Annotated in this window: 29 protein-coding genes and 1 tRNA gene; 17 read left to right on the top strand and 13 right to left on the bottom strand. The window is 70.9% G+C overall.

The annotated features are described in order from the left end of the window. Nucleotides 1-3: 3 nt before the first annotated feature. The gene (locus ETD86_RS15350; protein WP_138666825.1) at nt 4-351 is read right to left on the bottom strand and encodes a PLD nuclease N-terminal domain-containing protein; all 348 of its coding nucleotides are present in this window, start codon (nt 349-351) and stop codon (nt 4-6) included. An 80-nt stretch (nt 352-431) separates the two neighbouring features. Here ETD86_RS15350 and ETD86_RS15345 point away from each other — a divergent pair, with 80 nt between their 5' ends. From ETD86_RS15345 to ETD86_RS15335, 3 genes are all read left to right on the top strand, one after another. Beyond that, the gene (locus tag ETD86_RS15345; protein WP_138666824.1) at nt 432-1640 is read left to right on the top strand and encodes an FAD-binding protein; all 1209 of its coding nucleotides are present in this window, start codon (nt 432-434) and stop codon (nt 1638-1640) included. Nucleotides 1641-1730: 90 nt separating this feature from the next. Further along, nucleotides 1731-2501 carry an LLM class flavin-dependent oxidoreductase gene (locus ETD86_RS15340; protein ID WP_138666823.1) on the top strand — a complete coding sequence of 257 codons (771 nt, stop codon included), beginning with the start codon at nt 1731-1733 and terminating at the stop codon, nt 2499-2501. A gap of 36 nt (nt 2502-2537) precedes the next feature. Continuing rightward, complete coding sequence (locus tag ETD86_RS15335; protein ID WP_246147922.1) at nt 2538-2930, top strand: DUF3224 domain-containing protein; 393 nt, start codon at nt 2538-2540, stop codon at nt 2928-2930. Nucleotides 2931-3080: 150 nt separating this feature from the next. Here the strand turns inward: ETD86_RS15335 and ETD86_RS15330 are convergent. From ETD86_RS15330 to ETD86_RS15315, 4 genes are all read right to left on the bottom strand, one after another. Further along, nucleotides 3081-3153, bottom strand: a tRNA-Ala gene (locus ETD86_RS15330). Nucleotides 3154-3264: 111 nt separating this feature from the next. After that, entirely contained in the window at nt 3265-4674 is a 1410-nt protein-coding gene (locus ETD86_RS15325; RefSeq protein WP_246147921.1) for a vWA domain-containing protein, read from the bottom strand. A 220-nt stretch (nt 4675-4894) separates the two neighbouring features. Further along, nucleotides 4895-5443, bottom strand: coding sequence for a TIGR03086 family metal-binding protein (locus ETD86_RS15320; RefSeq protein WP_138666820.1), 549 nt, complete (start codon nt 5441-5443; stop codon nt 4895-4897). A gap of 108 nt (nt 5444-5551) precedes the next feature. Then, nucleotides 5552-6571, bottom strand: coding sequence for a type III polyketide synthase (locus ETD86_RS15315; protein ID WP_138666819.1), 1020 nt, complete (start codon nt 6569-6571; stop codon nt 5552-5554). A 42-nt stretch (nt 6572-6613) separates the two neighbouring features. Between ETD86_RS15315 and ETD86_RS15310 the strand changes: the two genes are divergently transcribed. Then, nucleotides 6614-7600, top strand: coding sequence for a helix-turn-helix domain-containing protein (locus ETD86_RS15310; protein WP_138666818.1), 987 nt, complete (start codon nt 6614-6616; stop codon nt 7598-7600). Here the strand turns inward: ETD86_RS15310 and ETD86_RS15305 are convergent. Continuing rightward, nucleotides 7572-8675: a methyltransferase gene (locus ETD86_RS15305; RefSeq protein WP_138666817.1), complete on the bottom strand. Its 1104-nt coding sequence runs from the start codon at nt 8673-8675 to the stop codon at nt 7572-7574. The two genes, ETD86_RS15310 and ETD86_RS15305, sit on opposite strands and share 29 nt — an antisense overlap. 71 nt (nt 8676-8746) lie before the next feature. Between ETD86_RS15305 and ETD86_RS15300 the strand changes: the two genes are divergently transcribed. From ETD86_RS15300 to ETD86_RS15285, 4 genes are all read left to right on the top strand, one after another. Next, on the top strand, nt 8747-9493 hold the full coding sequence (locus ETD86_RS15300) for a DUF2071 domain-containing protein (RefSeq protein ID WP_170223090.1): 747 nt from the start codon (nt 8747-8749) through the stop codon (nt 9491-9493). Nucleotides 9494-9570: 77 nt separating this feature from the next. Continuing rightward, entirely contained in the window at nt 9571-10437 is an 867-nt protein-coding gene (locus ETD86_RS15295) for an alpha/beta fold hydrolase (protein ID WP_138666815.1), read from the top strand. Nucleotides 10438-10470: 33 nt separating this feature from the next. Beyond that, complete coding sequence (locus ETD86_RS15290) at nt 10471-10731, top strand: hypothetical protein (protein ID WP_138666814.1); 261 nt, start codon at nt 10471-10473, stop codon at nt 10729-10731. Between the two features lie 39 nt (nt 10732-10770). Beyond that, on the top strand, nt 10771-11673 hold the full coding sequence (locus tag ETD86_RS15285) for a bifunctional helix-turn-helix transcriptional regulator/GNAT family N-acetyltransferase (protein ID WP_138666813.1): 903 nt from the start codon (nt 10771-10773) through the stop codon (nt 11671-11673). Here ETD86_RS15285 and ETD86_RS15280 read toward each other — a convergent pair. The 4 genes from ETD86_RS15280 to ETD86_RS15265 all read right to left on the bottom strand — a co-directional run bounded on the left by ETD86_RS15280 (nt 11612) and on the right by ETD86_RS15265 (nt 14113). Next, nucleotides 11612-12529: a pyridoxamine 5'-phosphate oxidase family protein gene (locus tag ETD86_RS15280; protein ID WP_170223089.1), complete on the bottom strand. Its 918-nt coding sequence runs from the start codon at nt 12527-12529 to the stop codon at nt 11612-11614. The two genes, ETD86_RS15285 and ETD86_RS15280, sit on opposite strands and share 62 nt — an antisense overlap. Then, nucleotides 12529-12972, bottom strand: a complete 444-nt coding sequence (locus ETD86_RS15275) for a VOC family protein (RefSeq protein ID WP_138666812.1) — start codon at nt 12970-12972, stop codon at nt 12529-12531. Before ETD86_RS15275 ends, ETD86_RS15280 begins: the two co-directional genes overlap by 1 nt. A 92-nt stretch (nt 12973-13064) precedes the next feature. Beyond that, nucleotides 13065-13634, bottom strand: a complete 570-nt coding sequence (locus tag ETD86_RS15270; protein WP_138666811.1) for a CGNR zinc finger domain-containing protein — start codon at nt 13632-13634, stop codon at nt 13065-13067. A gap of 77 nt (nt 13635-13711) precedes the next feature. Then, the gene (locus ETD86_RS15265; protein WP_138666810.1) at nt 13712-14113 is read right to left on the bottom strand and encodes a hypothetical protein; all 402 of its coding nucleotides are present in this window, start codon (nt 14111-14113) and stop codon (nt 13712-13714) included. A gap of 80 nt (nt 14114-14193) precedes the next feature. Here ETD86_RS15265 and ETD86_RS15260 point away from each other — a divergent pair, with 80 nt between their 5' ends. Together ETD86_RS15260 and ETD86_RS15255 are read left to right on the top strand one after the other, a co-directional pair. Next, entirely contained in the window at nt 14194-14646 is a 453-nt protein-coding gene (locus tag ETD86_RS15260) for a MarR family winged helix-turn-helix transcriptional regulator (protein ID WP_170223088.1), read from the top strand. Between the two features lie 44 nt (nt 14647-14690). Then, complete coding sequence (locus ETD86_RS15255) at nt 14691-15296, top strand: TetR/AcrR family transcriptional regulator (protein WP_246147920.1); 606 nt, start codon at nt 14691-14693, stop codon at nt 15294-15296. A gap of 436 nt (nt 15297-15732) precedes the next feature. On the opposite strand, the gene ETD86_RS15245 is transcribed toward ETD86_RS15255, so the two are convergent. Both ETD86_RS15245 and ETD86_RS15240 read right to left on the bottom strand, forming a co-directional pair. Continuing rightward, nucleotides 15733-16563: an SAM-dependent methyltransferase gene (locus ETD86_RS15245; RefSeq protein WP_138666808.1), complete on the bottom strand. Its 831-nt coding sequence runs from the start codon at nt 16561-16563 to the stop codon at nt 15733-15735. 74 nt (nt 16564-16637) lie between these two features. Further along, on the bottom strand, nt 16638-17588 hold the full coding sequence (locus ETD86_RS15240; RefSeq protein ID WP_138666807.1) for a GlxA family transcriptional regulator: 951 nt from the start codon (nt 17586-17588) through the stop codon (nt 16638-16640). Between the two features lie 71 nt (nt 17589-17659). Here ETD86_RS15240 and ETD86_RS15235 point away from each other — a divergent pair, with 71 nt between their 5' ends. Both ETD86_RS15235 and ETD86_RS15230 read left to right on the top strand, forming a co-directional pair. Further along, nucleotides 17660-19087, top strand: coding sequence for an MFS transporter (locus ETD86_RS15235; protein ID WP_138666806.1), 1428 nt, complete (start codon nt 17660-17662; stop codon nt 19085-19087). After that, entirely contained in the window at nt 19084-19737 is a 654-nt protein-coding gene (locus tag ETD86_RS15230; protein WP_138666805.1) for a peptidyl-tRNA hydrolase, read from the top strand. The genes ETD86_RS15235 and ETD86_RS15230 overlap by 4 nt, the downstream gene beginning before the upstream one ends. On the opposite strand, the gene ETD86_RS15225 is transcribed toward ETD86_RS15230, so the two are convergent. After that, complete coding sequence (locus ETD86_RS15225) at nt 19727-20695, bottom strand: DUF3616 domain-containing protein (RefSeq protein ID WP_246147919.1); 969 nt, start codon at nt 20693-20695, stop codon at nt 19727-19729. The genes ETD86_RS15230 and ETD86_RS15225 overlap by 11 nt on opposite strands. A gap of 170 nt (nt 20696-20865) precedes the next feature. On the opposite strand from ETD86_RS15225, the gene ETD86_RS15220 reads away from it, so the two are divergent. The 5 genes from ETD86_RS15220 to ETD86_RS15200 all read left to right on the top strand — a co-directional run. Continuing rightward, entirely contained in the window at nt 20866-21669 is an 804-nt protein-coding gene (locus ETD86_RS15220) for a hypothetical protein (RefSeq protein ID WP_138666804.1), read from the top strand. Nucleotides 21670-21705: 36 nt separating this feature from the next. Then, a complete protein-coding gene (gene ftsH, locus ETD86_RS15215; protein ID WP_138666803.1) occupies nt 21706-23616 on the top strand; it encodes an ATP-dependent zinc metalloprotease FtsH in 1911 nt (636 codons plus the stop codon). 83 nt (nt 23617-23699) lie between these two features. After that, nucleotides 23700-24365, top strand: coding sequence for a DUF937 domain-containing protein (locus ETD86_RS15210; protein WP_170223086.1), 666 nt, complete (start codon nt 23700-23702; stop codon nt 24363-24365). Between the two features lie 19 nt (nt 24366-24384). Continuing rightward, complete coding sequence (locus ETD86_RS15205; protein ID WP_138666801.1) at nt 24385-24966, top strand: Maf family protein; 582 nt, start codon at nt 24385-24387, stop codon at nt 24964-24966. A 10-nt stretch (nt 24967-24976) separates the two neighbouring features. Beyond that, a partial coding sequence (locus ETD86_RS15200; protein ID WP_170223085.1) for an EI24 domain-containing protein occupies nt 24977-25711 on the top strand: 735 nt, incomplete at its 3' end.

Below are 25711 nucleotides of genomic sequence, written 5' to 3'. Positions count from 1 at the left end.
CGTCTAATCCTCTTCGGCGGGTTTCTTGGGTGCGTTCCTGCGCTGCTCCTCGGCGCGTTCGCGGCAGCGGCGCAGGAACTCCTCGTCGTCGTCCGGGTTGGTGGGGGCGAACCGGCCCGGGCGGTCGTACTCGGGGAACGCGTTGGGCCGCGTGGGCGTCTCGGCCCGTTGCGGCCGGCCCGCCACCAGCCAGATGATCGAGCCGACCAGCGGGAACAGCAGCACGATCACCACCCAGGCGATCTTGGGCAGGTTGCGGCAGAGCGTGTCGGGCGTGGTGATCACGTCGAAGAGGCAGTACAGCCAGAGCACGAGCGTGACCAGGCCGATGGCCTGGGACAGATAGAGCACGGCACACCTCCGTCAGCGGCTCATGAAACTAGCGGCACCCGGCCGGGCTGACAAGGTGCGCGCTGTGGGAAGGTAAAGCCGTGACGCTGACCAACTGGGCGGGAAACACCGCATTCCGGGCACGAGACGTCCACCACCCGACCTCGCTCGACGAGCTCCAGCGACTCGTCTCGGCCAGTGCCCAGGTGCGGGCGCTGGGGAGCGGCCACTCGTTCAACGACGTCGCGGACACCACCGGCGACCTGGTGATCCTCGACCGGATGCCGGTCGCGGTGGAGATCGACAGTACGGCGGCCCAGGTGCGGGTGCCGGCGCGCATGACATACGCGCGGCTCGCGCCGATCGTGCACCAGGCCGGTTTCGCGCTGGCCAACATGGCGTCCCTGCCGCACATCTCCGTGGCCGGCTCGGTCGCGACCGGCACGCACGGCTCCGGCGACACGATCCGCAGCCTTGCCGCCGCCGTGGCGTCCCTCGACCTCGTGACCGCCGACGGCTCGGTGCTGACGCTGTCGCGCGGCGATGCCGACTTCCCCGGCGCGGTGGTGGCGCTGGGCGCGCTCGGCGTCGTGACGTCGCTGACCCTCGACCTCGTGCCCGCCTTCAAGGTGCGCCAATACGTCCGCGAGGGCCTGTCCACCGACAGGCTCGCCGACTTCGACGAGATCATGTCGAGCGGCTACAGCGTCAGCCTCTTCACCGACTGGCGTGACACCCGCGTCTGGCTGAAGCGCACCGAGGAGCTGACCAGCCCCGACTGGTACGGCACCCGCCCCGCGGACGCCCCGCGTCACCCGCTGCCGACCATGCCGGCCGACAGCTGCACGCTCCAGCTCGGCGTGCCGGGACCGTGGCACGAGCGGCTGCCGCACTTCCGCCCCGACTTCGAGCCGAGCGGCGCGGGCGACGAGCTCCAGTCGGAGCTGATCCTGCCGAGGGAGCACGCGGTCAAGGCGCTGCGCGAGCTCTATGCCATCGGGGACCGGATCCGCCCCGTGCTGCAGATCTCGGAGGTCCGTACGGTCGCCGCGGACGACCTGTGGCTCAGCCCCTTCCGCGGGCGAGACAGTGTGGGCATCCACTTCACCTGGGTCAAGGACCTGGCCGGCGTGCTGCCGGTGCTGGAGCTGGTGGAGGAGACGCTGGCGCCGTTCGATCCCCGCCCGCACTGGGGCAAGTTGTTCACCCGGTGGCCGTCCTCCCCTGAGCGGTTCCGCTCGCTGGCGCGGCGGCTGGACCCAGCGGGCAAGTTCACCAACGACTTCACGCGGATACTGCTGGGGGAGTAGTCCGCCGCAGGCGGCTGCATCGCCGGATGTAGCCGGTCACCGGCCCGCGGGACGATGCCATCGGACCGATCGTCGGCGATCGTAAGGGGCATGACCGATCACCTGTTCAGGTTCGGCACGGTCGCCGGACACGCCCCCGACTGGGCCGGCCTGGCCCGCCGGGCCGAGGACCTCGGCTACGCCACGCTGCTGGTGCCCGACACGCTCGGCACCTTCTCGCCCTTCGCCGCCTGCGCCGCGGCCGCCGCGGTCACGACCACGCTGCGCGTCGGCACGTACGTGCTGAGCGTCGCCAACCGCACCCCGCGCGCCATGGCCTGGGAGACCGCCACCCTGCAGGCTCTCACCGGCGGCCGGTTCGAGCTGGGCCTGGGCGCCGGCCGGCCGGACGCCGAACGGGACGCCGCCGAGCTCGGCGTCCGGTTCGGCACGCCGGGCGAGCGCATCGAGCGGCTCTCGGAGACCGTCGACGCCGTCAAGGACGTGCCGATCCTGATCGCCGCGTCCGGCACCAGGCTGCTCAGGCTCGCCGCGGCCAAGGCCGACACGGTCGCGCTCGGCGTGCCACCGCAGTCCACGGAGGACCAGGTGGCGGCGAAGCTGGACGAGTTGTACGAGCTCGCCGGCGACCGCTTCCACGACCTCGAGCTCGGCATGAACCTCGCGGCCGCCGGCGCCGAGCCGCCCGCCTGGCTCGGCTCGCTCGACGCCACCGCCACCGGGGTGCTCCAGGGGACGCCCGGCGAGATGGCCGACGTGCTGCGGCGGCGCAGGGACCGGCTCGGCGTCTCGTACGTGTCGGTGAACGCCCAGTACCTGGACGCGTTCGCGCCGGTGGTGGAGCGGCTCGCCGGTACCTGACGGAATTCGACAGGTACACCCGGCACGATGAACCCCATGACTGCAAAGGGATCCTTCGACACCGCCGGCTGGGACGCCAAGCCCCCCTACGACGACCGCGACGGCGTCACGCTCGGGCTCGTCACCATGACCAAGACCTTCCATGGAGACCTCACCGGCACCAGCGTCGTCACCCTGATGGTGGCGACCACGCCGGTGGAGAGCTCGCGCTCGTACGTGGCGCTCGAACGCATCGAGGGGACCCTGGACGGCCGGTCGGGCAGCTTCGTCGTCCAGCACAGCGCGGTGAGCGACAAGGGGGAGCAGTCGCTGCGCGTCTCGGTAGTCCCGGACTCGGCGACGGGCGAGCTGCGTGGCCTGCGGGGCGAGATGACCATCGTCATCGGCCCGGACGGCGGGCATTCCTACACCTTCGACTACCGGCTCTGATCCAGTGACGTGCCGACCAGCCGGGACGTCACGAGCGGGTCGCCCGCCGGCACGCGACCGGCCCCCACACCGTCCGTGAACGTCTCGCCGCCGTCGCGAAGTCCGCGGAAACACAACAGGCCATCGGAGTGATCCGATGGCCTGCCCGGGTGGAGCTATGGGGATTCGAACCCCAGACCTCCTCCATGCCATGGAGGCGCGCTACCAACTGCGCCATAGCCCCTTGCCACGTACGAGTTTATCGGACTCGGCGACTCCTAAAGCACGGCTCTGGACATCTCACAAGAGAAGGCCTCCGGCCCAGCCGAGGCGGGCGGCTGGGCCGGCCGGTCGCCTACCTGACCGAGCGGGCCTTGTCGATGAGGGTGGCCAGCTCCGACACCATCGGATCCTCGGAGGTGCCGGCCAGCCGTGTTGCGTGCTCGCCGAGCTGGGGCAGGTCCATGCCGAACGCCTTCTTGTCCCGCAGGTAGACGGCGAACGCCGCCACGACCACGTCCACCTGGAGGCGGACCGGCGTCGCCTTGGCCCACACGTCCTCGGCCAGATCCCCGGCCTGGAGGGACTTACTGGCCTCGGAGGCGGCGCGGGTGTCGGGGTTCTGCCAGCGGACGGTGGCCTGGGCGAGTTGCCCGGAAGCACCGGGCTTGAGGCGGATCGAGTAGAGGGCCGTGACCGAGTGGCCGGGGCCGATCTCGCCGCCGTCCTTGCTGTCGTCGCGGAACTCCTCAGTGGTCAGGGCGCGGTTCTCGTACCCGATGAGCCGGTAGCTCGCCACGACTGACGGGTTGAACACCACCTGCGCCTTGGCGTCGCGCGCCCGCAGGTCGATGGTGGCGGGCAGCTGCGTGGTGAAGATCTTGTCGGCCTGCTCCTGGCTGCTGACGTAGACGGCCAGGCCGTCGCCGTTGTCGGCCAGCTGCTCCATCAGCTCGTCGCCGTACTCCCTGCCGACGCCCACGGTGAGCAGCGCGACCTGCTTGCCCGCATGCTCCTTGACCCGGTCCAGGATCGCCTGCCACGCGGTGCTGCCCTGGTTGGCCAGGCCGTCGGAGAGCAGGATGACCCGGTTCGTGGCGGCGGGGCGGAACGCCTTCGACGCCTCCTCGTACCCGGAGACCAGGCCGGCCTCCAGGTTCGTGCCGCCGTCGACGACCAGCCGGTCCACCGCGCTCTTCAGCTCATCCCTGGCGGTCAGCGGGGTCATCGACGCCAGCACCTCGGCCTCGTCGTCGAACGCCACGATCGAGACCTGGTCGCCGGGCGCGAGCTGGTCGAGCAGCGTGTGCAGGGCCGACTTGACCAGGTCGAGACGCCCGGTCTCGGCCATCGAGCCGGACACGTCGACCACGAACGTGAGGTTGGCGGGCCGCCGCGCCGCCGTGTCGGACGCGCGGGTCTGCAGGCCCACGCGCAGGACGGCCTCGTCGCGATCGGGCAGCTTCGCGCCGTCCACATGCACGGCGAACCCGTCGTCCGGCGGCTGGGCGTAGTCCTGCCGGAAGGCGTTGACCCACTCCTCAGGGCGGATCTCGCCGGGCGCGGGCCAGCGGCCCTCCTGAAGGGTACGGCGGGCGTAGCCGTACGAGGCGGTGTCCACGTCAAGCGCGAACGTGGAGATCTGGGCCGTGGTCGTGTCCTGGTCGGTGTCCTCCTGGATGGGCGACCTCGTGGGGACGGGCCGGGCCGGCGACGCGGCCGGCTCCCGCGCGTGCTGGGGAGCGTTCTCGCTTCTGGACGCCACGCTTCCTGCACCGCCGCAGGCGGCGAGGGCGAGGAGCGCAGCGAGCCCGACACCGACCGCTAAAGGGCGAGTTTTCATCTCAACCACCTCCGCCCCGTACGACGAAGCCGGCTCTTCAGCGGCCGGGCCGGTGACTCAAGCGAGCACAAACCGCGATCGATACGTGATCAGGTGCGACCGGCGGTGCGGCTGAGACAGCTCGCGCCGGTCCCAGACCGGATCACGGTTTCCAAGCCGGGTCCCGTCCGATGACGCCCAGAAACCTTTCCAGCGTGGACGCGTCGTCCGGCACCACGATCTCGTCCCCGAACGCGCCCTGTCGCCGGCCCATCGGCGCCATGTCCCGGGCGAAGGCGAGCAGCCTGGCCGCGGTCTCCTCCGCCGCCGCGTAGTCCCGGCCGGTGGCCTTGGCCAGGTCCCAGCCGTGGGCGACGAGGTCGGTCAGCGCCATGTGGGCGAGCACGGCCTTCGGCAGGCCGCCCATGGCCTCGCTGACGCCCTCCCACGCCTGCGGGCTCTCCCAGGCGTCCAGCATGCGCTCGACGCGCTCGCGGAAGTCACCGGTGTACTCCTTCGGCGGCAGGAACCCGCCGCCGCCCGCGACCGACTCGAACAGGGACGCGCCCCACTCCATGTGGTTGATCAGCTCTTTGACGTCGTACGCGACGCAGGGCGTGGGCAGCTCGAACTGCTCCTCCGGCACGTTCCTGACGAGCTCGATCGTACGGTCGGCGGCGCCACGCAACATCGGCAGCAACTCTTCTCTCATGCGTTACAGGATGCCAGCGCCGCGTCCCCCACCGTGATCCGAATCGCGAGAAGCAACGGCATCGGCGGCCGCTCGAGCACGATGAGGCGATCAGGGTCAGATACGCCCTCACCAGTGCAGCAGGAGCAACTCGGCCGAGAAGCCCGGCCCCAGGGCGAGCAGCGCGGCGGGCGCGTCCGGCCGGCCGCGGGTCTCCTGCAGCACGTGGAGCACCGAGACCGACGACAGGTTGCCGTGCTCACGGAGCGAGCTCCAGGTGACGTCGAGGGCCTTGGGCGGCAGGCCGAGAGCGCCCACGATCTTCTCGATGACCTTGGGCCCGCCGGGATGGCAGATCCAGGTGGCCACCTGGTCCGGGGTCAGGCCGTAGTCGGTGAGGAAGGCCCGGATGTCGGCGGCCAGCTCCTGCTCCACGAAGGAACCCAGCTCCGGATCCAGCACGATGCGGAACCCGTGCTCGCCCACCTCCCAGCCCATGAGGTGCTCGGTCCCGGGGTAGAGGCGGCTCCGGGTGGCCACGACCTCGGGCCCAGGCGGGTGTCCGGTCGCCACCACGGCCGCCGCGCCGTCCCCGAACAGGCCGCTGGCCACGAGGTTCGCGATCGAGGTGTCGTCGCGCTGCACCGTCAGCGAGCACAGCTCCACGCAGACCAGCGCCGCCGCGTGTCCTGGCCAGCCGCGCAGGTAGTCGTGCAGGCGGGCCAGCCCGGACGCGCCCGCCGCGCAACCGAGGCCGAACACGGGCACACGTTTGACGTCCGGCCGCAGCCCCACACGCTGGGCCAGCCGGGCGTCGAGCGAAGGAGTGGCCAGGCCCGTGGTGGAGCAGAACAGCAGGAGATCGACCTTCTCGGGGCGTACGCCCGCCTTGTCGAGCGCGCCCCGCAGCGCCTGCTCGGACAGGTTGAGGGCGATTTCGAGGTACATGTCGTTCGCGCGGGCGAAGGAGTCGAGCTTGGCGTAGTCGGCCAACGGGAGCGCCAGGTTGCGGCCGGTCACGCCCGTCGCGGTGTGGAAGCGCCGCAGGAGCTCCTCGTCGCACTCGGTCAGCCGGGAGAACGCCTCGGTGATCTCCGCCTGGTCATAGCGGTTTTCCGGCAAAACCGTCTGTACCCCCGAAATGTGCATATATCACTCTTGCCGCGGAGAGGGCCCGGCTAACATGCGGGCATGCTGATGCCCGATCCGTCCCGACCCCACAGGGTGGCCGTGCTGGCCTTCGACGGGATGGCGCCGTTCGAACTGGGCTGCGTCGTGGAGCTGTTCGGGCTGCCCCGGCCCGAGCTGGACGTTCCCTGGTACGACCTCAAGGTGTGCGCGGAGACGCTGGAGCCGCTTCGGGTGGTGGGCGGGTTCACCATGCGGGCCGAGCACGGGCTGGATGTGCTGGCCGGGGCCGACACGGTGATCGTTCCCGGGACGAACGTGTACGGGCGCGTGTCCGGAGAGCTGGTGGCGGCGTTGCGGCAGGCGCACGCGCGTGGCGCGCGCATGGTGTCGATCTGCTCGGGCGTATTCGCGCTGGCCGCCGCCGGGCTGCTGGACGGGCGGACGGTGACCACCCACTGGAGGTACGCCGACCTGCTCCAGGAACGTTTTCCCGCCGTGCGGGTCAACCCGTCGGTCCTGTACGTGGACGAGGGGGACGTGCTGACCAGCGCCGGCAGCGCCGCCGGGCTCGACCTGCTGATCCACCTCGTCCGCACCGACCACGGTCCCGGCGTCGCCAACACCGTGGCCCGCCGCCTGGTCGTGCCGCCGCACCGGGAGGGCGGGCAGGCGCAGTTCATCGAGGCCGCGGTCACACCGGTCGAGGACGACGACGCGGTGGCCAGGGCGATGTCGTGGGCCATGGACAACCTGGCCCGGCCGATCGCCGTGGCGGACCTGGCCGGTGTGGCGAACATGTCGCAACGGTCGTTCATCCGGCATTTCAAGCGGCAGACCGGCACCAGCCCGCTGCGGTGGGTGATCTCCCAGCGGGTGGCCGCCAGCCTGGCGATGCTGGAGTCCACGGCGGCGCCGGTGGAGGAGATCGGGGCGGCGGTCGGGTTCGAGAGCCCGGTGACCTTCCGGCACCATTTCACCAAGACCATGCGTACGTCGCCGTCGGCGTACCGGAGGGCGTTCAGCGGGGTGAGCGTGCGCTCGGGGTGAGCCGCCAGAGCGACGTCACCTCGGCCGCGCGGGCCGCGTGCAGCGGATCCGCCGCGTCCCTCGCCCGGTTGTGGCGCGGCGCGACGTCCCGGCGGCCGGCCACCCGCAGCCCCGCATGCTCGAACGAGCCCAGCAGCTCGTCCCGGCTGCGCAGCCCCAGATGTTCGGCCAGATCGGACAGGATCAGCCAGCCCTCGCCCTCAGGCTCGAGGTGCTCGGCCAGCCCGTCCAGGAACCCGCGCAACATCCGCCCGCCCGGATCGTAAACGGCCTGATCGAGGGGGGAGATGGGGGTGGCGGGCAACCACGGCGGATTGCACACGACCAGCGGCGCCCGCCCCGGCGGGAACAGGTCGGCCCGCACGATCTCCACCCGGCCGTCCAGTCCCAGCCGCATGACGTTGTCCTCGGCGCAGGCCACGGCTCGCTGCTCCAGGTCGGTGGCCACGACGTGCCGGACGCCACGCCTGGCGAGCACGGCCGCCAGCACGCCCGTGCCGGTGCCGATGTCGAAGGCCAGCCGGTCGGCGGGAAGCGGCGCCTCGGCGACCAGATCGATGTACTCGCCCCTGATGGGGGAGAACACGCCGTGGTGCGGGTGCACGCGGGCGCCGAGCGCGGGGACGTACACGCCCTTCTTGCGCCACTCGTGGGCGCCGATCAGGCCGAGCAGCTCGCGTAACTGGCCCACGCCTGGAGGCGCCTGCGGCCCGTACACCTCGGCGCAGGCCTCCCGCACGTCCGGCGCCCTGGGTAACGGCACCACGTGGCCGGCGTCGTACGGGATGAGCAGCATGCCGAGCGTGCGGGCGCGCTGCGACTGGGCCTGGCGGTGGCGGTGGAACCCGGCGCCCGGGGCGGCGGGTTTGCACCGGCGGCCCATGGCGCTCAGCAGTTGACGCGCGTTCTGGAAGTCGCCGCGCCACAGGAGGGCGGTGCCTTCGCAGGCCAGGCGGTACGCGGTGGCGGCCTTCATCCGATCGTCGGCGATCACGACACGCTGTGGCGGCGGCACTCCCAGCGCCGAACGCCAGACCGCCGACCGCTCCCGCCCCGCGTCGGTCCATCGGATCATCAGGACTCGACCGTTTCACGTACCGGGCCGAGGGGCCAGCCATTTTTCCTCGGGGCCGTACTCTTGCGTGCGTGAGCTTCGCCGGCACCCCTCGACCTCGTCCGCGCTGGCACCATGCGCGGACCGATCTGGACGACTTCGCCATCGTCAGCTTCCGGGTGGATGCCGGGGCCCTGGCCGGGCATCTTCCTGAGGGGTTCGCGCCGATGGAGATGGCGTTCGACGACGGCCCGGGAGCTCTCGTCTCCGCGGTCGCCTTCAAGGACCAGGACTTCCATTTCCGTTTCCTCCCGCAGGTGAGGATGAATTGCGGCCAGATCAACTACCGGACCTACGTCACCGCCCACGGCAAGCCGGGCGTCTGGTTCTTCGGCACGGCCCTCGACCACCCGGTCGTCGCGATCCCGCAGCACCTCTGGGGCATGCCGTGGCGGCGGGACGACATCCGCATCGAGGCGGACTGGGAGGCCGCCCCCGCCCGTTGGCGGCTGACGGCCGGGGACGCCGGTTGCGAGGCCACCGAGCTCCGCCGACCGCCTGCCTTCCTGGAGGGTTTCATGGACGAGGACGGCTGGCTCGAGCTCCTCACCCACCCCACCCAGGGCTGGTACCAGCGGCGCGACGGGAAGGTGGGCGCCTACAGCATCTGGCATCCGGTCATGCGCCCTCGCTATTTCGCCGCCGCCGACGCGAGTTTTCCGGTTTTCGAGCGCCTCGGTCTGATCGCGCCGGACACACGGCCGCATTCGATCCTGGCCCAGCCACGGCTGCACTTCGACATCCACACCCCGCCCCGCCGCTACCGCCCGGGCAGCTGACTCGGCCGACCGGTTGACGCCTTAGCGGCGCTAAGCTACGTTCTGTCCATAGAACTTAGCATCGCTAAGGGGGGAACGTGGACAGCGCGGTCATCTCGTACAGCACAGGGAGGGTCACCTCGGCCGACGGCACGACGATCGGCTATCGGCGCCTCGGCAGCGGCCCTGGTCTGATCCTCCTGAGTGGGGGCTACCTCGCCGCGCAGCACTACATGGAGCTGGCGGAGGCCCTCGCGAAGACCTTCACGGTGTACGTGCCCGACCGGCGCGGACGCGGGCTGAGCGGCCCGCCGGGAGAGCATTACCGCATGGCCACGGAATGCGAGGACGTCGAGGCGCTGCTGGCCGGCACCGGCGCGCACCTGGTGTTCGGCCACAGCTCCGGTGGCCTGATCGCGCTGCAGGCGGCTCTGACGCTCCCGGCCATCCATAAGGTCGCCGTGTTCGAGCCGGCGCTCTCCATGTACGGCGCCTTCTCGATGTCATGGGTGCCCCGGTTCGAGCGCGAGCTCGACCAAGGCGAGCTGGCGGCGGCGATCGTCACCTTCAGCAAGGGGACGCGGGCCAACCGGTGGGTCGATCTGCTGCCGCGACGGCTGGTCGTCGGGATGATCAACCTCTACCTGCGGAAAGAGCCGAAGAACGTCCGGCCGGGTGAGCAGTCCCTGGTGGAGCTCATCCCGCTGCAGCGCCTCGACGTGCAGATCTTCCAAGAGATGGCGACCGGCGCAGGCTACGCCGGCCTGCGTTGTGAGGTGCTCCTGATGGACGGCGAGAAGACCCCGCCCCCCATGCACAACGCGATCGAGGCCATGCATCGCGCGCTGCCGCAGGCGAAGCGCGTCGCCTTGCGCGGCGTCGGGCACGAGGCGCCGGTCAACCACCGCGGCGTCCCGGAACGTGTGGCCGCAGAACTTCGGGAGTTCTTCACGCGTCGATCATAGCAATATAGAACTGATGTTCGTATAATGATCGATATGGAACTCACCCCGGAGGAACTACCCGAACTCTGGCGGCCGCCGATCGTGGAGGGCGCCGGCGCGGCACGCTACCTGCTGGCTTGGAGCGACGACGCCGAAGGCGCGCGATGGGGCTTCCTGCTCTGGCCACCCAGGACGCCCCCGGCGGCCGACGGCACGGAACACGAGGGGCAGGCGCGCTGGGTGCGCTGGCAGGACATCCGGCCGGTCGCCGGCGAGGACTACAGTGCCGTGCCCTTGGCGGATCGGCTCCTGTGACCTCTCCCCTGTCAAAAATTCTCTGACTAAGGTCAGAGAATGGACACTTCAACGATCGCACGGGTGCGCCGGTTCCAGCGGAACGTGACGCAGCGGATCGGCGCGCTCGACGACAGGTTCCTCGCCAGGGACCGGCCGCTCGGCCAGGCGCGGGTGCTCTGGGAGATCGGCGTGACCGGCATCGAGGTGCGCGCCCTGCGCGCGCGGCTGGAGCTCGACTCGGGATACCTGAGCCGGTTGCTGCGCGCGCTGGAGGCCGACGGGCTGGTCGTCGTCGACGACGGGGGCGGCTCCGACGGGCGGGTCCGCACGGCCCGGCTCACCCCGGCCGGCATCGCCGAGCGGGAGGAGCTCGACCGCAGGTCGGACGAGGCCGCAACGACGATCCTCGATCCGCTCTCCGACCGGCAGCGTGACCGCCTGGTGGCCGCCATGTCGGAGATCGAACGACTGCTCCTCGCCCCGGCGATCGCCATCGAGGTGCTCGACCCGCGCCATCCACACGCCCGCCACTGCGTCCGGGCGTATGTCGAGGAGCTGGCCGGCCGATTCGACGGCGGCTTCGACCCGGCACGCGGCGTCTCCGCCGGCGACGACGAGCTCCGGCCGCCCGCCGGGATCTTGCTCGTCGCCACGCTGCGTGCCGAGCCGATCGGGTGCGTGGCACTCAAACTGCACCCCGGTGGCGGGTACGCCCACCTCAAACGGATGTGGGTGGACCCGGCCACCCGAGGGCTGGGGCTGGGACGCAGGCTGCTCGCCGAGGCCGAGGGCCGGGCGGCGGCGAGCGGCCTGCGTACGGTGCGGCTGGAGACCAACCGGTCGCTCACGGAGGCCATCGCCCTGTACCGGTCGGCCGGGTATCGGGAGGTGGCGCCGTTCAACGACGAGCCGTACGCTCACCACTGGTTCGAGAAGCGTTTCCAGGAGCCGGCGGGTTGAAGCGGTGGTATCCGGGAGCCGTCCAGTCCGGCGCGACGGTTCCGGCGACGTGCGCGTACTCGTCCAGGTCGAACCGCACGAGCCGCTGCGCCCCCGGCACGTCCCCCGGATCCCAGTCCACCGTGGCCCGTCCGGTCAGATGCAGCGTCTCCCCGCCTTCCCAGTCCACGAACAGCAGCCCCGCCGCCGGGTTCACCACCAGGTTGCCGAGCGTCATGTACATCGAGTTCCCCACGTAGTCGGGGAACGTCAGCGACTTCGGCCCCGTGACGTGGACGAAGCCCGGGTTGCCGCCGCGGTGCGACACGTCCGCACCGAGCCCCTCCACGCCGGTGGCGATGAAGAACGTGTCCGCCGTCCCGATCCACTCCTGGTGACGGGCCAGGAGCGCGGTCCCGCCGCCGAGCCTCACCGGTGTGGCAGCGGGCTCGGTGGTGGGCTCGCGGGTCTGGATGTACTTGGGGCAGTTCGAATACACCTGCTCCGTCCATATCACCAGCGCATCCCCGGCATGGACGGCGGTGCCGTTCACGCGCATCCTGCGGCGCGTGTGCGGCTCGATGGCCAGAAGCCCGATGTCCCGCTCCTGGACGAACAGGCCGTCGAGGGGTGGACCGGGCAGGGCGCGTACCACGATCGTGCGGTCGTCCTCGGGAGAGGCGAAGCCGGGCGGGCCGGTCATCACGCCGCTCCAGAAACGGCCCTGGTCGTCGGCCGCGCCCACCACCAGCATGTGCTGCGCGCGCAGGAAGGCGGCCGCCACGTCCGGGATCTCCGGGCGGGTGCGCGAGCTGCCGCGCTCGTCCCCCTGCACTCCCGCCCGCCGCTGTACGGCGATCTCGCCTGGATGTCGCATTAGAAGAACCCGCACGTCGGCGCGCCGGATGTGGGCGCGGGGCGGTCGCCGGCGCCGTCCGGGGCGTAGATCTCCAGGCGGATGCCGTCGGGGTCCTCGAAGAACAGGCCGCCCGAGGAGGCGCCTTCGCCGTGCGGCACGACGCCGTCGTGGTGCAGGGTCGCCCCGATCTCCTTGATGACCGCCTCGGCCTCCCTCACCGCGGCGAGGTCGGCGACCTGGAACGACAGGTGGTGCAGCCCTGGGAGGGCGGCGGCGAAGCGGCCCGCGCTCTGCTGCCAGAGGGTCAACACCAGCGTGCCGTCCTGCGCCAGGAACGCGTAGCGCCGCTCGTCCTGCTGCGACTCGCCTGCCACCGTGAAGCCGAAGACCCGCTGGTAGAACTCCTTGGACTTGTCGAGATCGGTGACGTTGAGCCCGATGTGCCCGGTCTGGAATGACATTCCGCACTCCTCCATGATCTAACGGATACATGGCCAATTAGCCGTTAGAAGCACTATAACGGCAAATTGGCCATGCAAGCGTTAGAAGGAGGTCATTTCTTGTGCTCCCGGTAGTGCCTGGCCGCCCGCGCGCGGTTGCCGCAGGCTGTCGAGCACCACTCCTGACGTGGGTGTTCCTTGATGAAATAGAGCACGCAACGCGGCGCCTGGCAGGTGCGCAACTGCGTGCGATCCGGCCCCGCCAGGAACTCCACGGCGGCTCTCGCGAGCGCCCCTCGTACCCGTGTGGACGGCTCCGCCTCCACGGCGGGCGCGGTGACGAGGGCCGGCTGCCCGTTCCAGGACAGTTGCGGAGCACGCGGCGCCGCCAGGGCGGTGGCGTTGACCAGGGCCAGCGACCCCCCGAACGCGGGCAGGTCGGCCGCGTCCGCCCGGCTCGGCGGCTCCGGGGCCACGGCCCTGGCGAACAGGGCGCGCACGGCCTGGCGCAAGCGTACGGTCTCCTCGCGCCCCTCCTCCGTGGCGGTGAAGCCGGGGTCGACGTCCAACTCGGCCGCGTGCTCGCGTACCCAGGCCGTCATGGCGTCCACGTCGGCCAGGAGATCGATCAATCCAGAACGCTCGGCCCTGATCGTGCTGACGAAATCAAGGGTCAGGGACATGCTCACAATCTAATGCGTGCGGGCACCCTGACCCGTGAGAGTCCAGATGAGCAGCACCGCCATGCCCGCGAGCGGCATCACGCCTCCCTTCGGCGCATGACGAGGTATGCCGCGAGCAGGCCCAGCACGACGATGCAGGTCAGGTCGAACACGATGCCGGACGGCGCCAGGCCGGCCCGGATCGCCGGGTTCGGCAGCATCAGTGTCAGGAACGTGGACTTGCCGGCTACGGCGGCCAGCGCCGCCCCCAGCCGGACGGGCGGATGGAAGGCCGCCCACGTGAGGGCCGCGCCCAGGAGGAGTTGCAGCATGCCCCGGTGCTGGAGCAGCGCCAGCGTCGTGGGCGGGGGGTCGGACACGCCGTAGTTCCAGTCGAGGATGCCGGCGTTGACGATGGCGACCGCGGGAAGCGCGGTGATGACGCCCATGAGCGCGAGGACGATGCGGGCGGCGGGCTCGATACGGGCGGGCAACAACATGGAAGGCTCCCGTCAAGCGACAATATCCGTCAGTATAACTGACGACCTGTGGAAGACTCGACGGGCTTACATTGGACGGCGTGAGCACGACGCGCGGCGCGGCAGACCGCATCTCCACGGCCACCGGATACCTGCTCGTGCGCCTGGGCGACCTCGCCAGGCAGCGCATCGAGCAAGAGCTGGCCCGGTGGGGGGTCACCGGCAAGGAGCTACGCGTGCTGGCGTACGCGCACGGCGCCGCCATGTCCCAGCGTGAGCTGACCGCGCTGGCCCGCATGGACCGGACCACGATGACGGCCGTCATCGACAAGCTGGAGGAGCTGGCGTACGTGCGTCGCGCCCGCAACCCCGCCGACAAGCGCAAATACGTCATCACGGTGACCGATGAAGGGGCGCGCGTGGTGGCGGAGTCCCTGGAGCACATGGCTAAGGCGGAGGCCGAGTTCCTGGGGCCGCTGACGCCCATCGAGCGCTCGCTGCTCAACAACATGGCCACCCGCCTGTACGCCGCGCACGACCCCGATTGTGCGTGATCCGCAAATTTGCGTACTAGAAAGTTTCGTCCTAGCCTGATCGCGTGAGCGGGTTGAGGGAGCGGAAGAAGCAGGCGACGCGCGAGGCCCTGATGACAGCCGCGCTCCGGCTGGCCCTGGAGCGCGGGCTGCAGAACGTGCGGGTCGAGGACATCGCCGCCGAGGCCGGGGTCTCGCCCCGGACGTACAACAACTACTTCTCCAGCAAGCACGAGGCGATCATCGCCCGTCACGTGGACCGCGTCAGGCGGTCGGTGGCGGCCCTGCGCGCCAGGCCGCCGGAGGAGCCGTTCTGGGAAGCGCTGACGGAGGCCGTCGTCGAGCCGTGGGCGCAGGGGATCGGGGGCCCCGGCGCGGCGCTGGATCCGGAGGTCCTCGCGAGCACCAGGATGCTGGCCGACGAGCCCGCGCTGCGGGCCGAGGCGCTGCAGGCGGTGTTCGCGTCAGAGGACGAGCTGGTCGCCGCCATCGCCGAGCGCACCGGCACCGACCCGGTCAGGGACCTCTACCCCTCCCTGGTGGCCGTCGCCGTGACCGCGGTGGTGCAGGCGGCCATCGAGCACTGGCTGCGCTCCGACCCTCCCGTGCCGTTCGTGCCGCTGCTGCGTGACGCCCTGCGCGCACTGGCCGCCGGGCTGCCCGTCCCTTGAGCGCGCTAGGGGATGGTTCGGCGAGTGTCTGGAGGTGGCGGCGTGGCGTCAGGATCATCAGCTCGGGCGTCATCCGGTCCGTGTGGCCGTCGAAGTCATGCCTGACCGAGCCGATGGCCGGCCCGGCCTCCTCGGCCACGCTACGCAGGGACGCCTGCTCGAAGCCCGCGCGCCGCACGACGCGGAACACCGCGACCACGACTCGTCCCTGCGGGCCTGCGGATCGACCACCTTCGGCGGGTTGTGGATACGTCGTGGTCAGGCGGATGAGGAGCGAGCCGCTCGTCGCGAAGGATGCCTACGTGCCGCCGGCCGTGCTGGTCGCGATCGGCGTGCACGCCAAGAACCGCGTCCTGTGGCAGCGCTGCACCGTGAAGACGCTGGTGGTGTGGCCGGCAACGTTCGCCGTCGGCGTGGGCGTGGGGTGCGCTGGCGATCACGATCCGCGTACGCGGCCCACGCCGGCCACGATGCCGGGCCTGATGAGGTCGTACGAGCCGTCCGCGGAGGCGTCCGGGGCCCAGTCGGCGACCGGCACGATGCCGGGTCCGAGCAGGTCGAGGCCGTCGAAGTAGCCGGCGATCTCGTCGAAGCCGCGCCGGGCCAGGCCGCCTGGGGCGGTGCTCGAATAGACCTGCTGGCTGGCCGCGGCGTCGTTGTCCGTGGCGTTGCCGGCGTACAGGTGCGACAGCACCAGATAGCCGCCCGGGCGCAGGCGCTCGCGGACGCGCTCGACGATCCGGCGGGCCTCGGAGTCGTCCGGGATGAAGTGCAGCACGGCGACCAGCAGGACCGCGTACGGCTGGGACAGGTCCAGGTGCTCGGCCACCTGCGGGTCGTCCAGGATCGCGTCCGGGTCCTTGAGGTCGCCCGCCAGCGCGATGACGTCCAGGTCCCTCGCCAGCAGCGCACGGGCGTGGACCAGGACGATCGGGTCGTTGTCCACGTAGACCACGCGCGAGCCCGGACCGTGCCGCCGCGCGACCTGGTGGACGTTGTCCTGCGTGGGCAGCCCCGCGCCGATGTCGATGAACTGGCGCACGCCCGCCTCGGCGAGCATCCGCACGGCCCGGCCGAGGAAGCCGCGGTTGGCCAGGGCGATCTGGCGGGCGTCGTTGCCCATCTGCCGGCCGATCTCGATCATCTTCTCGGCCGCTTCGCGGTCGGAGGCGAAGTTGTCGCGGCCTCCGAGGTAGTAGTCGTACATGCGGGCGACACTGGGCACGCTCGGGTTGATCCCGGCGGGTACGCGGTCCGCCTCGGTCATGTGCCGACCCCTCCTTGTCGATCTTCCTGGCGCCGATTGTAGGGGCCTATGGGAGAATTTGGGCAAGGTTGTGGTCAAGCGCGGCGGAACGTGTGCCGGTAGGCCAGCGGCGCCACCCCCACCGCCGCGTGCAGGTGCTGGCGCAGCGAGACCGCCGTGCCGAACCCGGCCCGCCTGGCCACCTCCTCCACCCCGAGGTCCGTCGTCTCCAGCAGGTGCCTGGCGTGCTGCACCCGCTGTCCGGTCAGCCACTTGGCCGGGCTGACGCCGGTCTCCTCGCGAAAACGCCTGGTGAACGTGCGCACGCTCATCCTGGCGTGCTCGGCCAGCGCGCTCAGGTCGAGTGGCGTGTCGAGGTTGGCCAGCATCCACTCGCGGGTGGCCGCGGTGCCCCCGGCGGCCTCGTGCGGAAGGGGGCGGTCGACGTACTGCGCCTGGCCGCCCTCCCGCCACGGCGGCATGACGCAGCGGCGGGCGGCGCGGTTGGCCACCTCGCTGCCGTGGTCGCGCCTGATCACGTGCAGGCACAGGTCCATCCCCGCCGCCACCCCGGCCGAGGTCAGCACGTCGCCGTCGTCGACGAACAACACGTCGGGGTCCAGCTTCACCTCCGGGAACAACGCGGCGAAGCGCGCCGCTTCGCGCCAGTGCGTGGTGGCCGGGCGCCCGTCGAGCAGGCCGGCCGACCCCAGCACGAACGACCCCGTACAGATCGACATGATCCGCGGGCGGCCCTGCAGCGCCGCGTGCAGGGTGTCCGAGATCGTGCCGTCCTTCAACGCCCCGCCCGCGTGGATGCCGGGCACCAGGACCGTGCCGGCCGTCTCCAGCACGTCGAGGTCATGGTCGGGCAGCACGCTGTAGCCGGCCGAGCAGCGGACCGGCTGCCGGCCTTCGGAGCAGGTCACCACCTCGTACAACTTCTCGCCGTCCGGCGTCTCGGCCGTCCAGAACACCTGGCCGGGGACGCCGAGGTCGAGCGGGGCGAAGTGGTTGAGCACCACAACGGCGACGCGATGAGGCATGGCCTGATTCTTTCACATATTGGCTTTCCGGCCACTCGCTGCCATGTAAGGAGATAAAGCAGGATTGGCGAATGACGTTGAGGACCACCCCCGCGGCCCCCACCCGCCGCAGGCTCCATCGGGCCTGGTTCGTGGCGGCCGTGGCCTTCGTGGCGATCCTGGGCGCCGCCGGGTTCCGCGCCACCCCGGGCGTGCTGATCACCCCTCTGCGGGAGGAGTTCGGCTGGTCCACCGGCACGATCTCGCTGGCCGTGTCGATCAACCTGGTGCTCTACGGACTGACCGCGCCGTTCGCCGCCGCCCTGATGGACCGCTTCGGCATGCGGCGCGTGGTCGCGATCGCGCTGCTGCTGATCGCCCTGGGCAGCGGGTTCACCGTCCTGATGACGGCGAGCTGGCAGCTGCTGCTGCTCTGGGGCGTGTTCGTGGGGCTCGGGACGGGGTCGATGGCGCTGGTGTTCGCAGCGACCGTGGTGGACCGGTGGTTCGTCAGGCACCGCGGGCTGGTCACCGGCATCCTCACCGCGGGCGGCGCCACCGGGCAGTTGATCTTCCTGCCGGTCCTGGCCCACCTCGCCGAGGGGCCGGGGTGGCGGGTCGCCTCCCTCGCCGTGGCGGGGTCGGCGCTGGCCGTGGTGCCGTTCGTGTGGTGGTTGCTGCGCGACCACCCGGCGGACGTGGGCACGACAGCGCTGGGCGCGGCGCATGGCGACCGAGCCGCCTCACGGAGTGAGGCAAATCAACACAGCGAGGGAGTGCCGTCGTCTGGAGGAGGAGCGACGCAGGAGCGACGGGGGAAGACGGCGGCATATGGCGACCGAGCCGCCTCACGGAGTGAGGCAAATCAACACAGCGCGGAGCCGGGCATGGTGCTTCCCCAGCCGAGCAAGGTCAACGCGGCCGTCCGGGCCGTCACCGTGCTCGTCCGGGCGGCGCGGACGCGGCCGTTCTGGCTGCTCGCGGGCGGCTTCGCGATCTGCGGGGCCAGCACGAACGGACTGGTCGGCACCCACTTCATTCCCGCCGCTCACGACCACGGCATGGCCGAGCCCGTCGCGGCCGGGCTGCTGGCGGTCATCGGGATCTTCGACATCGCCGGTACGATCGCCTCCGGCTGGCTCAGCGACAAGATCAATCCCAAGATCCTGCTCGGCGTCTACTACGGCCTGCGCGGGTTGTCGCTGATGGTGCTGCCCAGCCTGTTCGCGGCCACGACCGAGCCCAGCATGCTGATCTTCATCGTGTTCTACGGCCTGGACTGGGTGGCGACCGTGCCGCCCACGGTGGCGCTGTGCCGGCGGATCTACGGCGCCGACGGGGCCGTGGTGTTCGGGTGGGTGTTCGGCTCGCACCAGATCGGCGCCGCGTTCGCGGCCGTCGGCGCCGGTCTCACCCGCGACCACCTGGGTGCTTACGACCTCGCCTGGTACGGCGCCGGCGCCCTCTGCCTCCTCGCCGCGGGCATGTCCCTGGCGATCGGGCATGCTAGGACTCGATGAACGAGCTTTTTGTGTTGCCGCTTGTGGTCAGGATCGAGCGGATCGCACCCCCGGAGCGCACCGACGCGCTGGAAGCCGCCGCCATGGCCGTGCTGAGCCTGCTCGACGACCCGGGGGAGTGGGCCGCCGAGTTCCACGCCTGGCAGTCCACCGGCAAGATCCGCAAGGTCGTGCGCCGGGCCAGGGGCGCCGAGTGGCGCCGCGCGATCGCGCTGCCCGGGCGCACCGTCGAACACCGCACGGCGGAGGTGCGCGTGCACCCGCCCGTGCCGCTCGACGGGTGGCCGAAGGACCTCGCGCGGCTCCAGGTGGGCGGCACCGAGCTGGCCGACACCGCCGATCCGCCGCCGGCCGAGCCGCCGATCCTGTGGGCCAACCCGGACCTGGACATGTCCGCGGGCAAGGCCATGGCCCAGTCCGGGCACGCCGCCCAGCTCGCCTGGTGGGCCAGCGACGCGGACGAGCGGGCGGCCTGGCGGGACAACGGCCTGGCCGTCTCGGTCCGCACGGCCGCCGCGGACGACTTCCGCGCCAAGGTGGCCGCCGGGTTGCCCGTGGTGCGCGACGCCGGGTTCACCGAGATCGAGCCGGGCTCGTGCACGTTCGTGGCGGACGCGCCCTGGCTGTACGGCCGGGTCGCTAGATCGTGAACACGTCGGCCAGCACGCCGCCCGCCGGAGTGATCCGCGCGGGTGACGGGCTGTCGTACACGACCATGAGCCTGCCGTCGTCCAGCCGCGCCAGGCCTTCCGGATGGTCGCAGCCCACGCCGTAGGGCAGCTCCACAACGAGCTCCAGCTCGCCCTTGGGCACGACGCCCTGCCGCTGGGCCGGCCGCCAGCGCACGATGCGCACCGGGCCGTCGAGGTCCATGGTCGGGCCGGTGAGCAGCAGCAGCGAGTCGCCGTCCGGGCACAGGTCCCGCACCCCCAGCCCGTCCAGGTCCAGGAAGTGCTTGCGGTACGGCTCCCGTACCCGTAGCCGCCGCCGGCCGGAGTCCTCGAGTCGCCGGAGCTCGAGCTCCAGCACCACCGCCCAGCCCCGCAGGACCGGGCCGCGCAGCCCGATGTAGACCTGCTCCGAGACGACGGCGATGCCCTCGACGTCGAAGCCGTTGTCCTTGCCCGGCAGCGCCAGGAACGGTCCCAGATGCCGGTCCTCACGCAGGAGCGCCGTGAGGTTGTGCCCGCCAGCCAGGATCGCTCCGGGCCCGGGGATCTCGTCGTGCAGCGGCAGGCGGGCCAGGATGAAGCGGTTCTCCTCCCTGACCACCGTGGCGAGCCGGTCGGCGGCCTTCTCCGGGTCCCTGGACTTGACCCGCTTGCGCTTGAGGCCGTGCGAGCCGACCAGCCAGAGGTAGCCGTTCGCCCGGGCCATGCCCTCGATGTCGGCCTCGTCGTCCGGGCCCGCGGGCAGGTCGACGTAGTCGGCCAGCCGGTACGTGCGCTGGTCCCCGAAGTGGTCGCCCGACCACGTCAGATGTTCGAAGGTCGCGGTCTCGTCGCCGGCGATCCAGAGACCGCTGGAGCTCTGTCGGATTGCCGAGAGATTCGTGTGTGTTTGAGACGCTTGCGAGGCGTGGTCGAATCGCAGCTCCACCTGTTCCACGAGGCCATGATTGCACTTCGGTAGCTTCTCGAGCGTAATGGCGGGATATGTCGTACGCTCCCGTCGTGCTCGATGGGGAAGATGAGATCAAGGGTTCCCGAGTGAGAACCGTCAGCAGGCCTGGAACCCCTGTTTCTCCGCCCAGACGCTCCCGCATCGGTGACCTCCGCATGCGGGATGTGTACCGGGGGCTCGCTGTGGCCGCCGCCGTCGTGGCAGCCGCCGCGGCGCTGGTGGTGGTGCTCCCGTCGGAGCCGGACGAGGTCGTCACGCGGCCGGTAACCGCGCCGCCGGCCGCGCCGTCCTCGTCCGGCCCCGCCCTATCGATCAGCCCTGCCGTTTCGGCCAGTCCTGCCCCAGCGGAGGCCCCTGCGGAGGCCCCTGCGGAGCCTCCTGTGGACAGAGGCACGCCGACGCCCGGCACGACCCTCGCGCCCGGCTACACGGCCATGGAGGCCCTGTACGCCGACCCGCGCGTTCCCCGGCTGACCGGCGAGTTCAAGCGCATGTCCCTGCCGTCGCCGTCCCGGCGCGTCCTCGAGGACAAGCGCACCGGCCTGGCCGTGCCCAGACTCCCCAAGCCGTGGAAGGCGTACGGGCCGGCGCCGTTCAGCACCAAGCAGGTGCTCCCCAAGACACGCGGAACGAGCCTGCGCGGCATGGTCGTCTCGTGCCCGCTGCCGATCATGGAGCAGGACTCCGCGCGTGACACGGCACTGCTGGCCGCCCGCTGGACACTCAACCACCACCCCAAGGGCGCCAAGATCAGCTGGCTCGCCTCGCAATCCGTCAGGAACGGCTGGATGCTCGTCTACCGCGTCAGCCACGGCGACCATACGTCGCGCGCGGCCGTCGTGATCATGGACGGGGGAATGAGCAAGCCTGGTCTGGTGTTCGTCACAGTGCCTGACATGCAGCGCAAGCAATGGCGTGACATCGGCCGCGTGGTGTCCGGGGTGCGTGTTCTAGGCTAGAAGGATCATGGTTGCGGCGATATGGGGAGTGACGCCGTGGAACGCTCTGGACCGCCGCAGGCGCCGGACAAGGGCAAGGGCAAGCCGCCCTGGCGCTCGGAGGGGCTGCCCGGGGGCAAGCCGAAGATCAATTGGTGGCGATTCGTCGTCACCCTGCTCGTCGTGTACGCGGCCTTTTTCGTCGTGTCGTCGTTCGTCGACAGCGGATCGGTCGAGACGATCTCGTACACCGAGTTCACCAAGCAGGTGAACGCCAAGAACGTCAAGGACATCTACGCCCAGGGCCTGTCGGTCGAGGGCGACTTGAGGGCGGCGGCGAAGAACCCCGAGAGCGGTGAGTCGTACACCAAGTTCGCCACCGAGATCCCGGCCTTCGCCAACACCGACCAGCTCGACCAGCAGCTCGCCACCGGCCAGGTGGAGATCACCTCCCAGCCGATCACCCGCGGTTTCTTCTCCAACCTGCTGCTGTCGCTGCTGCCCGTGCTGCTGCTGGCCGGACTGTGGATCTGGATCATGCGGCGCGGGGCCAGCATGATGGGCGGCGGCCTGGGCGGGCTCGGCAAGTCCAAGGCGGCCAAGCCGGTCGAGGCCGCGAAGGTGCGGGTCACGTTCGAGGACGTCGCCGGCATCGACGAGGTCGAGAACGAGCTCGTCGAGATCGTCGACTACCTCAAGGACCCTGACAAGTACCGCAGGCTCGGCGCCAAGCTGCCCAAGGGCGTGCTGCTCGCCGGCCCGCCCGGCACCGGCAAGACGCTGCTGGCCAGGGCGGTCGCGGGCGAGGCCAAGGTGCCGTACTTCTCGGCCTCCGCCTCCGAGTTCATCGAGATGATCGTCGGCGTGGGCGCCTCGCGGGTGCGCGACCTGTTCGAGGAGGCGCGCAAGGTGGCGCCGTCGATCGTGTTCATCGACGAGATCGACGCCATCGGACGCGCCCGGGGCGGCGCCGGCGGCATCGGCGGCCACGACGAGCGCGAGCAGACGCTCAACCAGATCCTCACCGAGATGGACGGCTTCTCCGGGGCCGAGGGCGTGATCGTCATCGGAGCCACGAACCGTCCCGAGATCCTCGACCCGGCGCTCCTGCGTCCGGGACGCTTCGACCGTACGGTGCAGGTGGGCCTGCCCGACGCGGCCGGGCGTACCGCGATCCTGGGGGTGCACACGCGCGGCGTGCCGATGGACGGCGAGGTCAGCCTCGACCAGCTGGCCAAGACCACGCCCGGCATGACCGGCGCCGACCTGGCGAACCTGGTCAACGAGGCCGCCCTGCTCGCCGCCAAGCGCGGCAAGGAGAAGGTCACGATGGCCGACTTCGCGGACGCGCTGGAGAAGCTGCAACTCGGCGCGGCCCGCAGCATCGTGATGCCCGAGGACGAACGCGTCAGGACCGCCTACCACGAGGCCGGTCACGCGCTGCTGGGCATGCTCCAGCCGGGCGCCGACCCGGTCAGGAAGATCTCGATCATCCCGCGCGGCCGGGCGCTCGGCGTCACCCTGTCCACCCCGGACACCGACCGGTACGCCTATGACGAGCCGTACCTGCGTGGCCGCATCACCGGCGCGCTCGGCGGCATGGCGGCCGAGCAGGTCGTGTACGGCGTGATCACCACCGGTGCCGAGAACGACCTCGAACAGGTCACCATGATCGCCCGCGGCATGGTCGGCCGCTGGGGCATGTCGGAGAAGATCGGCCCGCTGACCATCCTGCCCAACGACGGCCAGCAGCCGCAGGCCTCGCCCGTCACCCTCGCCATGGTCGACGAGGAGGCGCGGCGCATCGTGGACGAATGCTACGAACGCGCCGTCCAGGTGCTCAACGGCAACCGCGACAAGCTCGACGGCATCGTGGCCGCCCTGCTGGAGCACGAGACGCTCGACGAGGCCGGGGCGTACGCCGCCGCCGGCCTGACCAGCCGGTCCACGGTGGCCATCGAGCAGTAGTTTTCCCGAGAATTAGTACAAGCCGGGCATTGGCTCGATGCGGTCTCGGGAAGCTCTCCCCCGACAACGATCGGGGGAGAGCCGTGACGCTGCACGACGAGCTTCTCGAGCAGCTCGGAGAGCCGGGTGTCGAACAGGTGGCGGGGATGCTCGGCACCGACCCGGACCAGGCCCGCGACGTCGTCCAAGCCGTGACCGGCATCATCGTCGGCGGTCTGGCCCGCAACGCCCAGCATCCGGACGGGGCCGAAGCGCTGCGTGCGGCGCTGGAGGATCACGTGGACGCCGACCCGTTCAACGGCGACGTGGCCTCGCTGACCCGCGACGGGCACAGCATCCTCGGGCACGTGCTCGGCGGCCAGGGGACCGAACAGGCCGCGGCCGGGCTGGCGCGGCTCGCCGGGATCGACACCGGCGCCGTCATGAAGCTGCTGCCGCTGATCGCCCCCATGGTGATGTTCCTGCTGGCGGACCGGGCGGAGCGCCATGACATGGATGCCAAGGCCGTGGCCGACGACCTGGACAGGGAGCGGACGGCGGTGCCCGGCAGGGAGGCCCTCGACGGGCTGCTGGCGAACATCTTCGGCAGCGCCGTGCCGGGCTGGCCGTACGTCGGCAGGGAACTCGCGGCCGACGGGTCGCACGGCTCTTACGGATCGTACGGGTCCTACGGCGAACTCGAGCCGGGACCGTCCGGTGAGTGGGAGCAGGGGGAGTCGGCCCCGGGCAGGTCGAACTCCGACTGGTGAGGACCGGTAGGCTGGTGCGGTGATCGTTCTGGCCTCTGCTTCCTCCGCCCGGCTGGCCCTCCTGCGCAGCGCCGGCCTCGACCCCAAGGTGATCGTCAGCGGGGTCGACGAGGACGCCTACACCGCGCACAGCCCCGCCGCGCTCAGCCTGGTGCTGGCCAAGGCGAAGGCGGAGGCGGTGGCGAGCGGGCTCGACGAGGGGCTGGTCATCGGCTGCGACTCGATCCTGGAGCTCGACGGCCGCCCGTACGGCAAGCCGGCCTCCGAGGAGGAGGTCGTGGAGCGGTGGCGGCTCATGCGGGGCCGCACCGGCCGCCTCGTGACCGGCCACTGCGTGATCGACGTCCCGACGGGCCGGCAGACGGCGGAGGTGGCCACGACCGTGGTGCGCTTCGGCCAGCCGTCCGACGAGGAGATCGCCGCGTACGCCGCCAGCGGCGAGCCGCTCCATCTGGCCGGGGCGTTCAGCATCGACGGGCGCGGCGGGTGGTTCGTCGAGGGCATCGAGGGTGACCACGGCAACGTGCTCGGCATCTCGTTGCCGCTGCTTCGCGACCTGTTCGCGGAGCTGGGCTACGCGGTGACCGCCTTCTGGCGCTAGCCTGCCGGGCATGCGATCAGTGCGTGACTTCACCTCCGGCGTCGGATTCTTCGTCCAGGGGTTCGGGTGGGTGGCCAGGAACGGGCGGTGGTGGGCGTTCGGGCTGATCCCGGCGCTCGTCGCGTTCGCCATCTACGTGGTGGCGCTGATCTACCTCGGCACCAACGCGTCCGAGTTCGCCGCGTTCCTGACGCCGTTCGCGGACTCGTGGAGCTGGCGGGAGCTGTTCCGGGCGCTGGTGGGGATCGCGCTGGTGCTCGCCGGGCTGGCCGTGGCGGTGCTGACGTTCGCGGCGGTCACGCTGGCGATCGGGGAGCCGTTCTACGAGAAGTTGTCGTCGGCGGTGGACGTGCTCGAGCGCGAGGAGGAGCAGCCGTTCTGGCGTACGCTGCCGCGCTCGATCAGGGACAGCCTGGTGACGCTGTTCTATGTGCTGCTGTTCACGGTGCCGCTGTTCTTCCTGGGCTTCGTGCCTGTCCTCGGGCAGACCGTGGTGCCGGTGGTGGGGGCCGCCGTGTCCGGATTTTTCCTGACAGTTGAGCTCACCACGCTGGCCCTGGAGCGGCGGGGCATGGCCCGCAAGCAGCGCTTCGCGCTGCTGCGCGCCAACAAGGCGAGTGCGCTGGGGTTCGGGGTGGCGGCGTTTCTGCTGTTCCTGGTGCCGTTCGTCGCGGTGATCGCGATGCCGGCCGCAGTGGCGGGCGCCGCGCTCCTCGTACGCGACCGCCTGGCCCCCACCCAGCCC

The sequence above is a fragment of the Nonomuraea turkmeniaca genome, from assembly GCF_005889735.1.
GTDB lineage: Bacteria > Actinomycetota > Actinomycetes > Streptosporangiales > Streptosporangiaceae > Nonomuraea > Nonomuraea turkmeniaca.
The sequence above is the reverse complement of the archived record's forward strand: the minus strand, read 5'-3'. Positions and strand labels throughout refer to the sequence as shown.

Excerpts from the sequence above, each read along its gene's own strand:
- ETD86_RS15340 (WP_138666823.1), top strand. The coding sequence starts at position 1,731 with ATGACCGATCACCTGTTCAGGTTCGGCACGGTCGCCGGACACGCCCCC.
- ETD86_RS15335 (WP_246147922.1), top strand. The coding sequence starts at position 2,538 with ATGACTGCAAAGGGATCCTTCGACACCGCCGGCTGGGACGCCAAGCCC.
- ETD86_RS15320 (WP_138666820.1), bottom strand. The coding sequence starts at position 5,443 with ATGAGAGAAGAGTTGCTGCCGATGTTGCGTGGCGCCGCCGACCGTACG.
- ETD86_RS15315 (WP_138666819.1), bottom strand. The coding sequence starts at position 6,571 with ATGCACATTTCGGGGGTACAGACGGTTTTGCCGGAAAACCGCTATGAC.
- ETD86_RS15310 (WP_138666818.1), top strand. The coding sequence starts at position 6,614 with ATGCTGATGCCCGATCCGTCCCGACCCCACAGGGTGGCCGTGCTGGCC.
- ETD86_RS15305 (WP_138666817.1), bottom strand. The coding sequence starts at position 8,675 with ATGATCCGATGGACCGACGCGGGGCGGGAGCGGTCGGCGGTCTGGCGT.
- ETD86_RS15290 (WP_138666814.1), top strand. The coding sequence starts at position 10,471 with ATGGAACTCACCCCGGAGGAACTACCCGAACTCTGGCGGCCGCCGATC.
- ETD86_RS15285 (WP_138666813.1), top strand. The coding sequence starts at position 10,771 with ATGGACACTTCAACGATCGCACGGGTGCGCCGGTTCCAGCGGAACGTG.
- ETD86_RS15280 (WP_170223089.1), bottom strand. The coding sequence starts at position 12,529 with ATGCGACATCCAGGCGAGATCGCCGTACAGCGGCGGGCGGGAGTGCAG.
- ETD86_RS15275 (WP_138666812.1), bottom strand. The coding sequence starts at position 12,972 with ATGTCATTCCAGACCGGGCACATCGGGCTCAACGTCACCGATCTCGAC.
- ETD86_RS15270 (WP_138666811.1), bottom strand. The coding sequence starts at position 13,634 with ATGTCCCTGACCCTTGATTTCGTCAGCACGATCAGGGCCGAGCGTTCT.
- ETD86_RS15265 (WP_138666810.1), bottom strand. The coding sequence starts at position 14,113 with ATGTTGTTGCCCGCCCGTATCGAGCCCGCCGCCCGCATCGTCCTCGCG.
- ETD86_RS15245 (WP_138666808.1), bottom strand. The coding sequence starts at position 16,563 with ATGACCGAGGCGGACCGCGTACCCGCCGGGATCAACCCGAGCGTGCCC.
- ETD86_RS15240 (WP_138666807.1), bottom strand. The coding sequence starts at position 17,588 with ATGCCTCATCGCGTCGCCGTTGTGGTGCTCAACCACTTCGCCCCGCTC.
- ETD86_RS15235 (WP_138666806.1), top strand. The coding sequence starts at position 17,660 with ATGACGTTGAGGACCACCCCCGCGGCCCCCACCCGCCGCAGGCTCCAT.
- ETD86_RS15230 (WP_138666805.1), top strand. The coding sequence starts at position 19,084 with ATGAACGAGCTTTTTGTGTTGCCGCTTGTGGTCAGGATCGAGCGGATC.
- ETD86_RS15220 (WP_138666804.1), top strand. The coding sequence starts at position 20,866 with ATGCGGGATGTGTACCGGGGGCTCGCTGTGGCCGCCGCCGTCGTGGCA.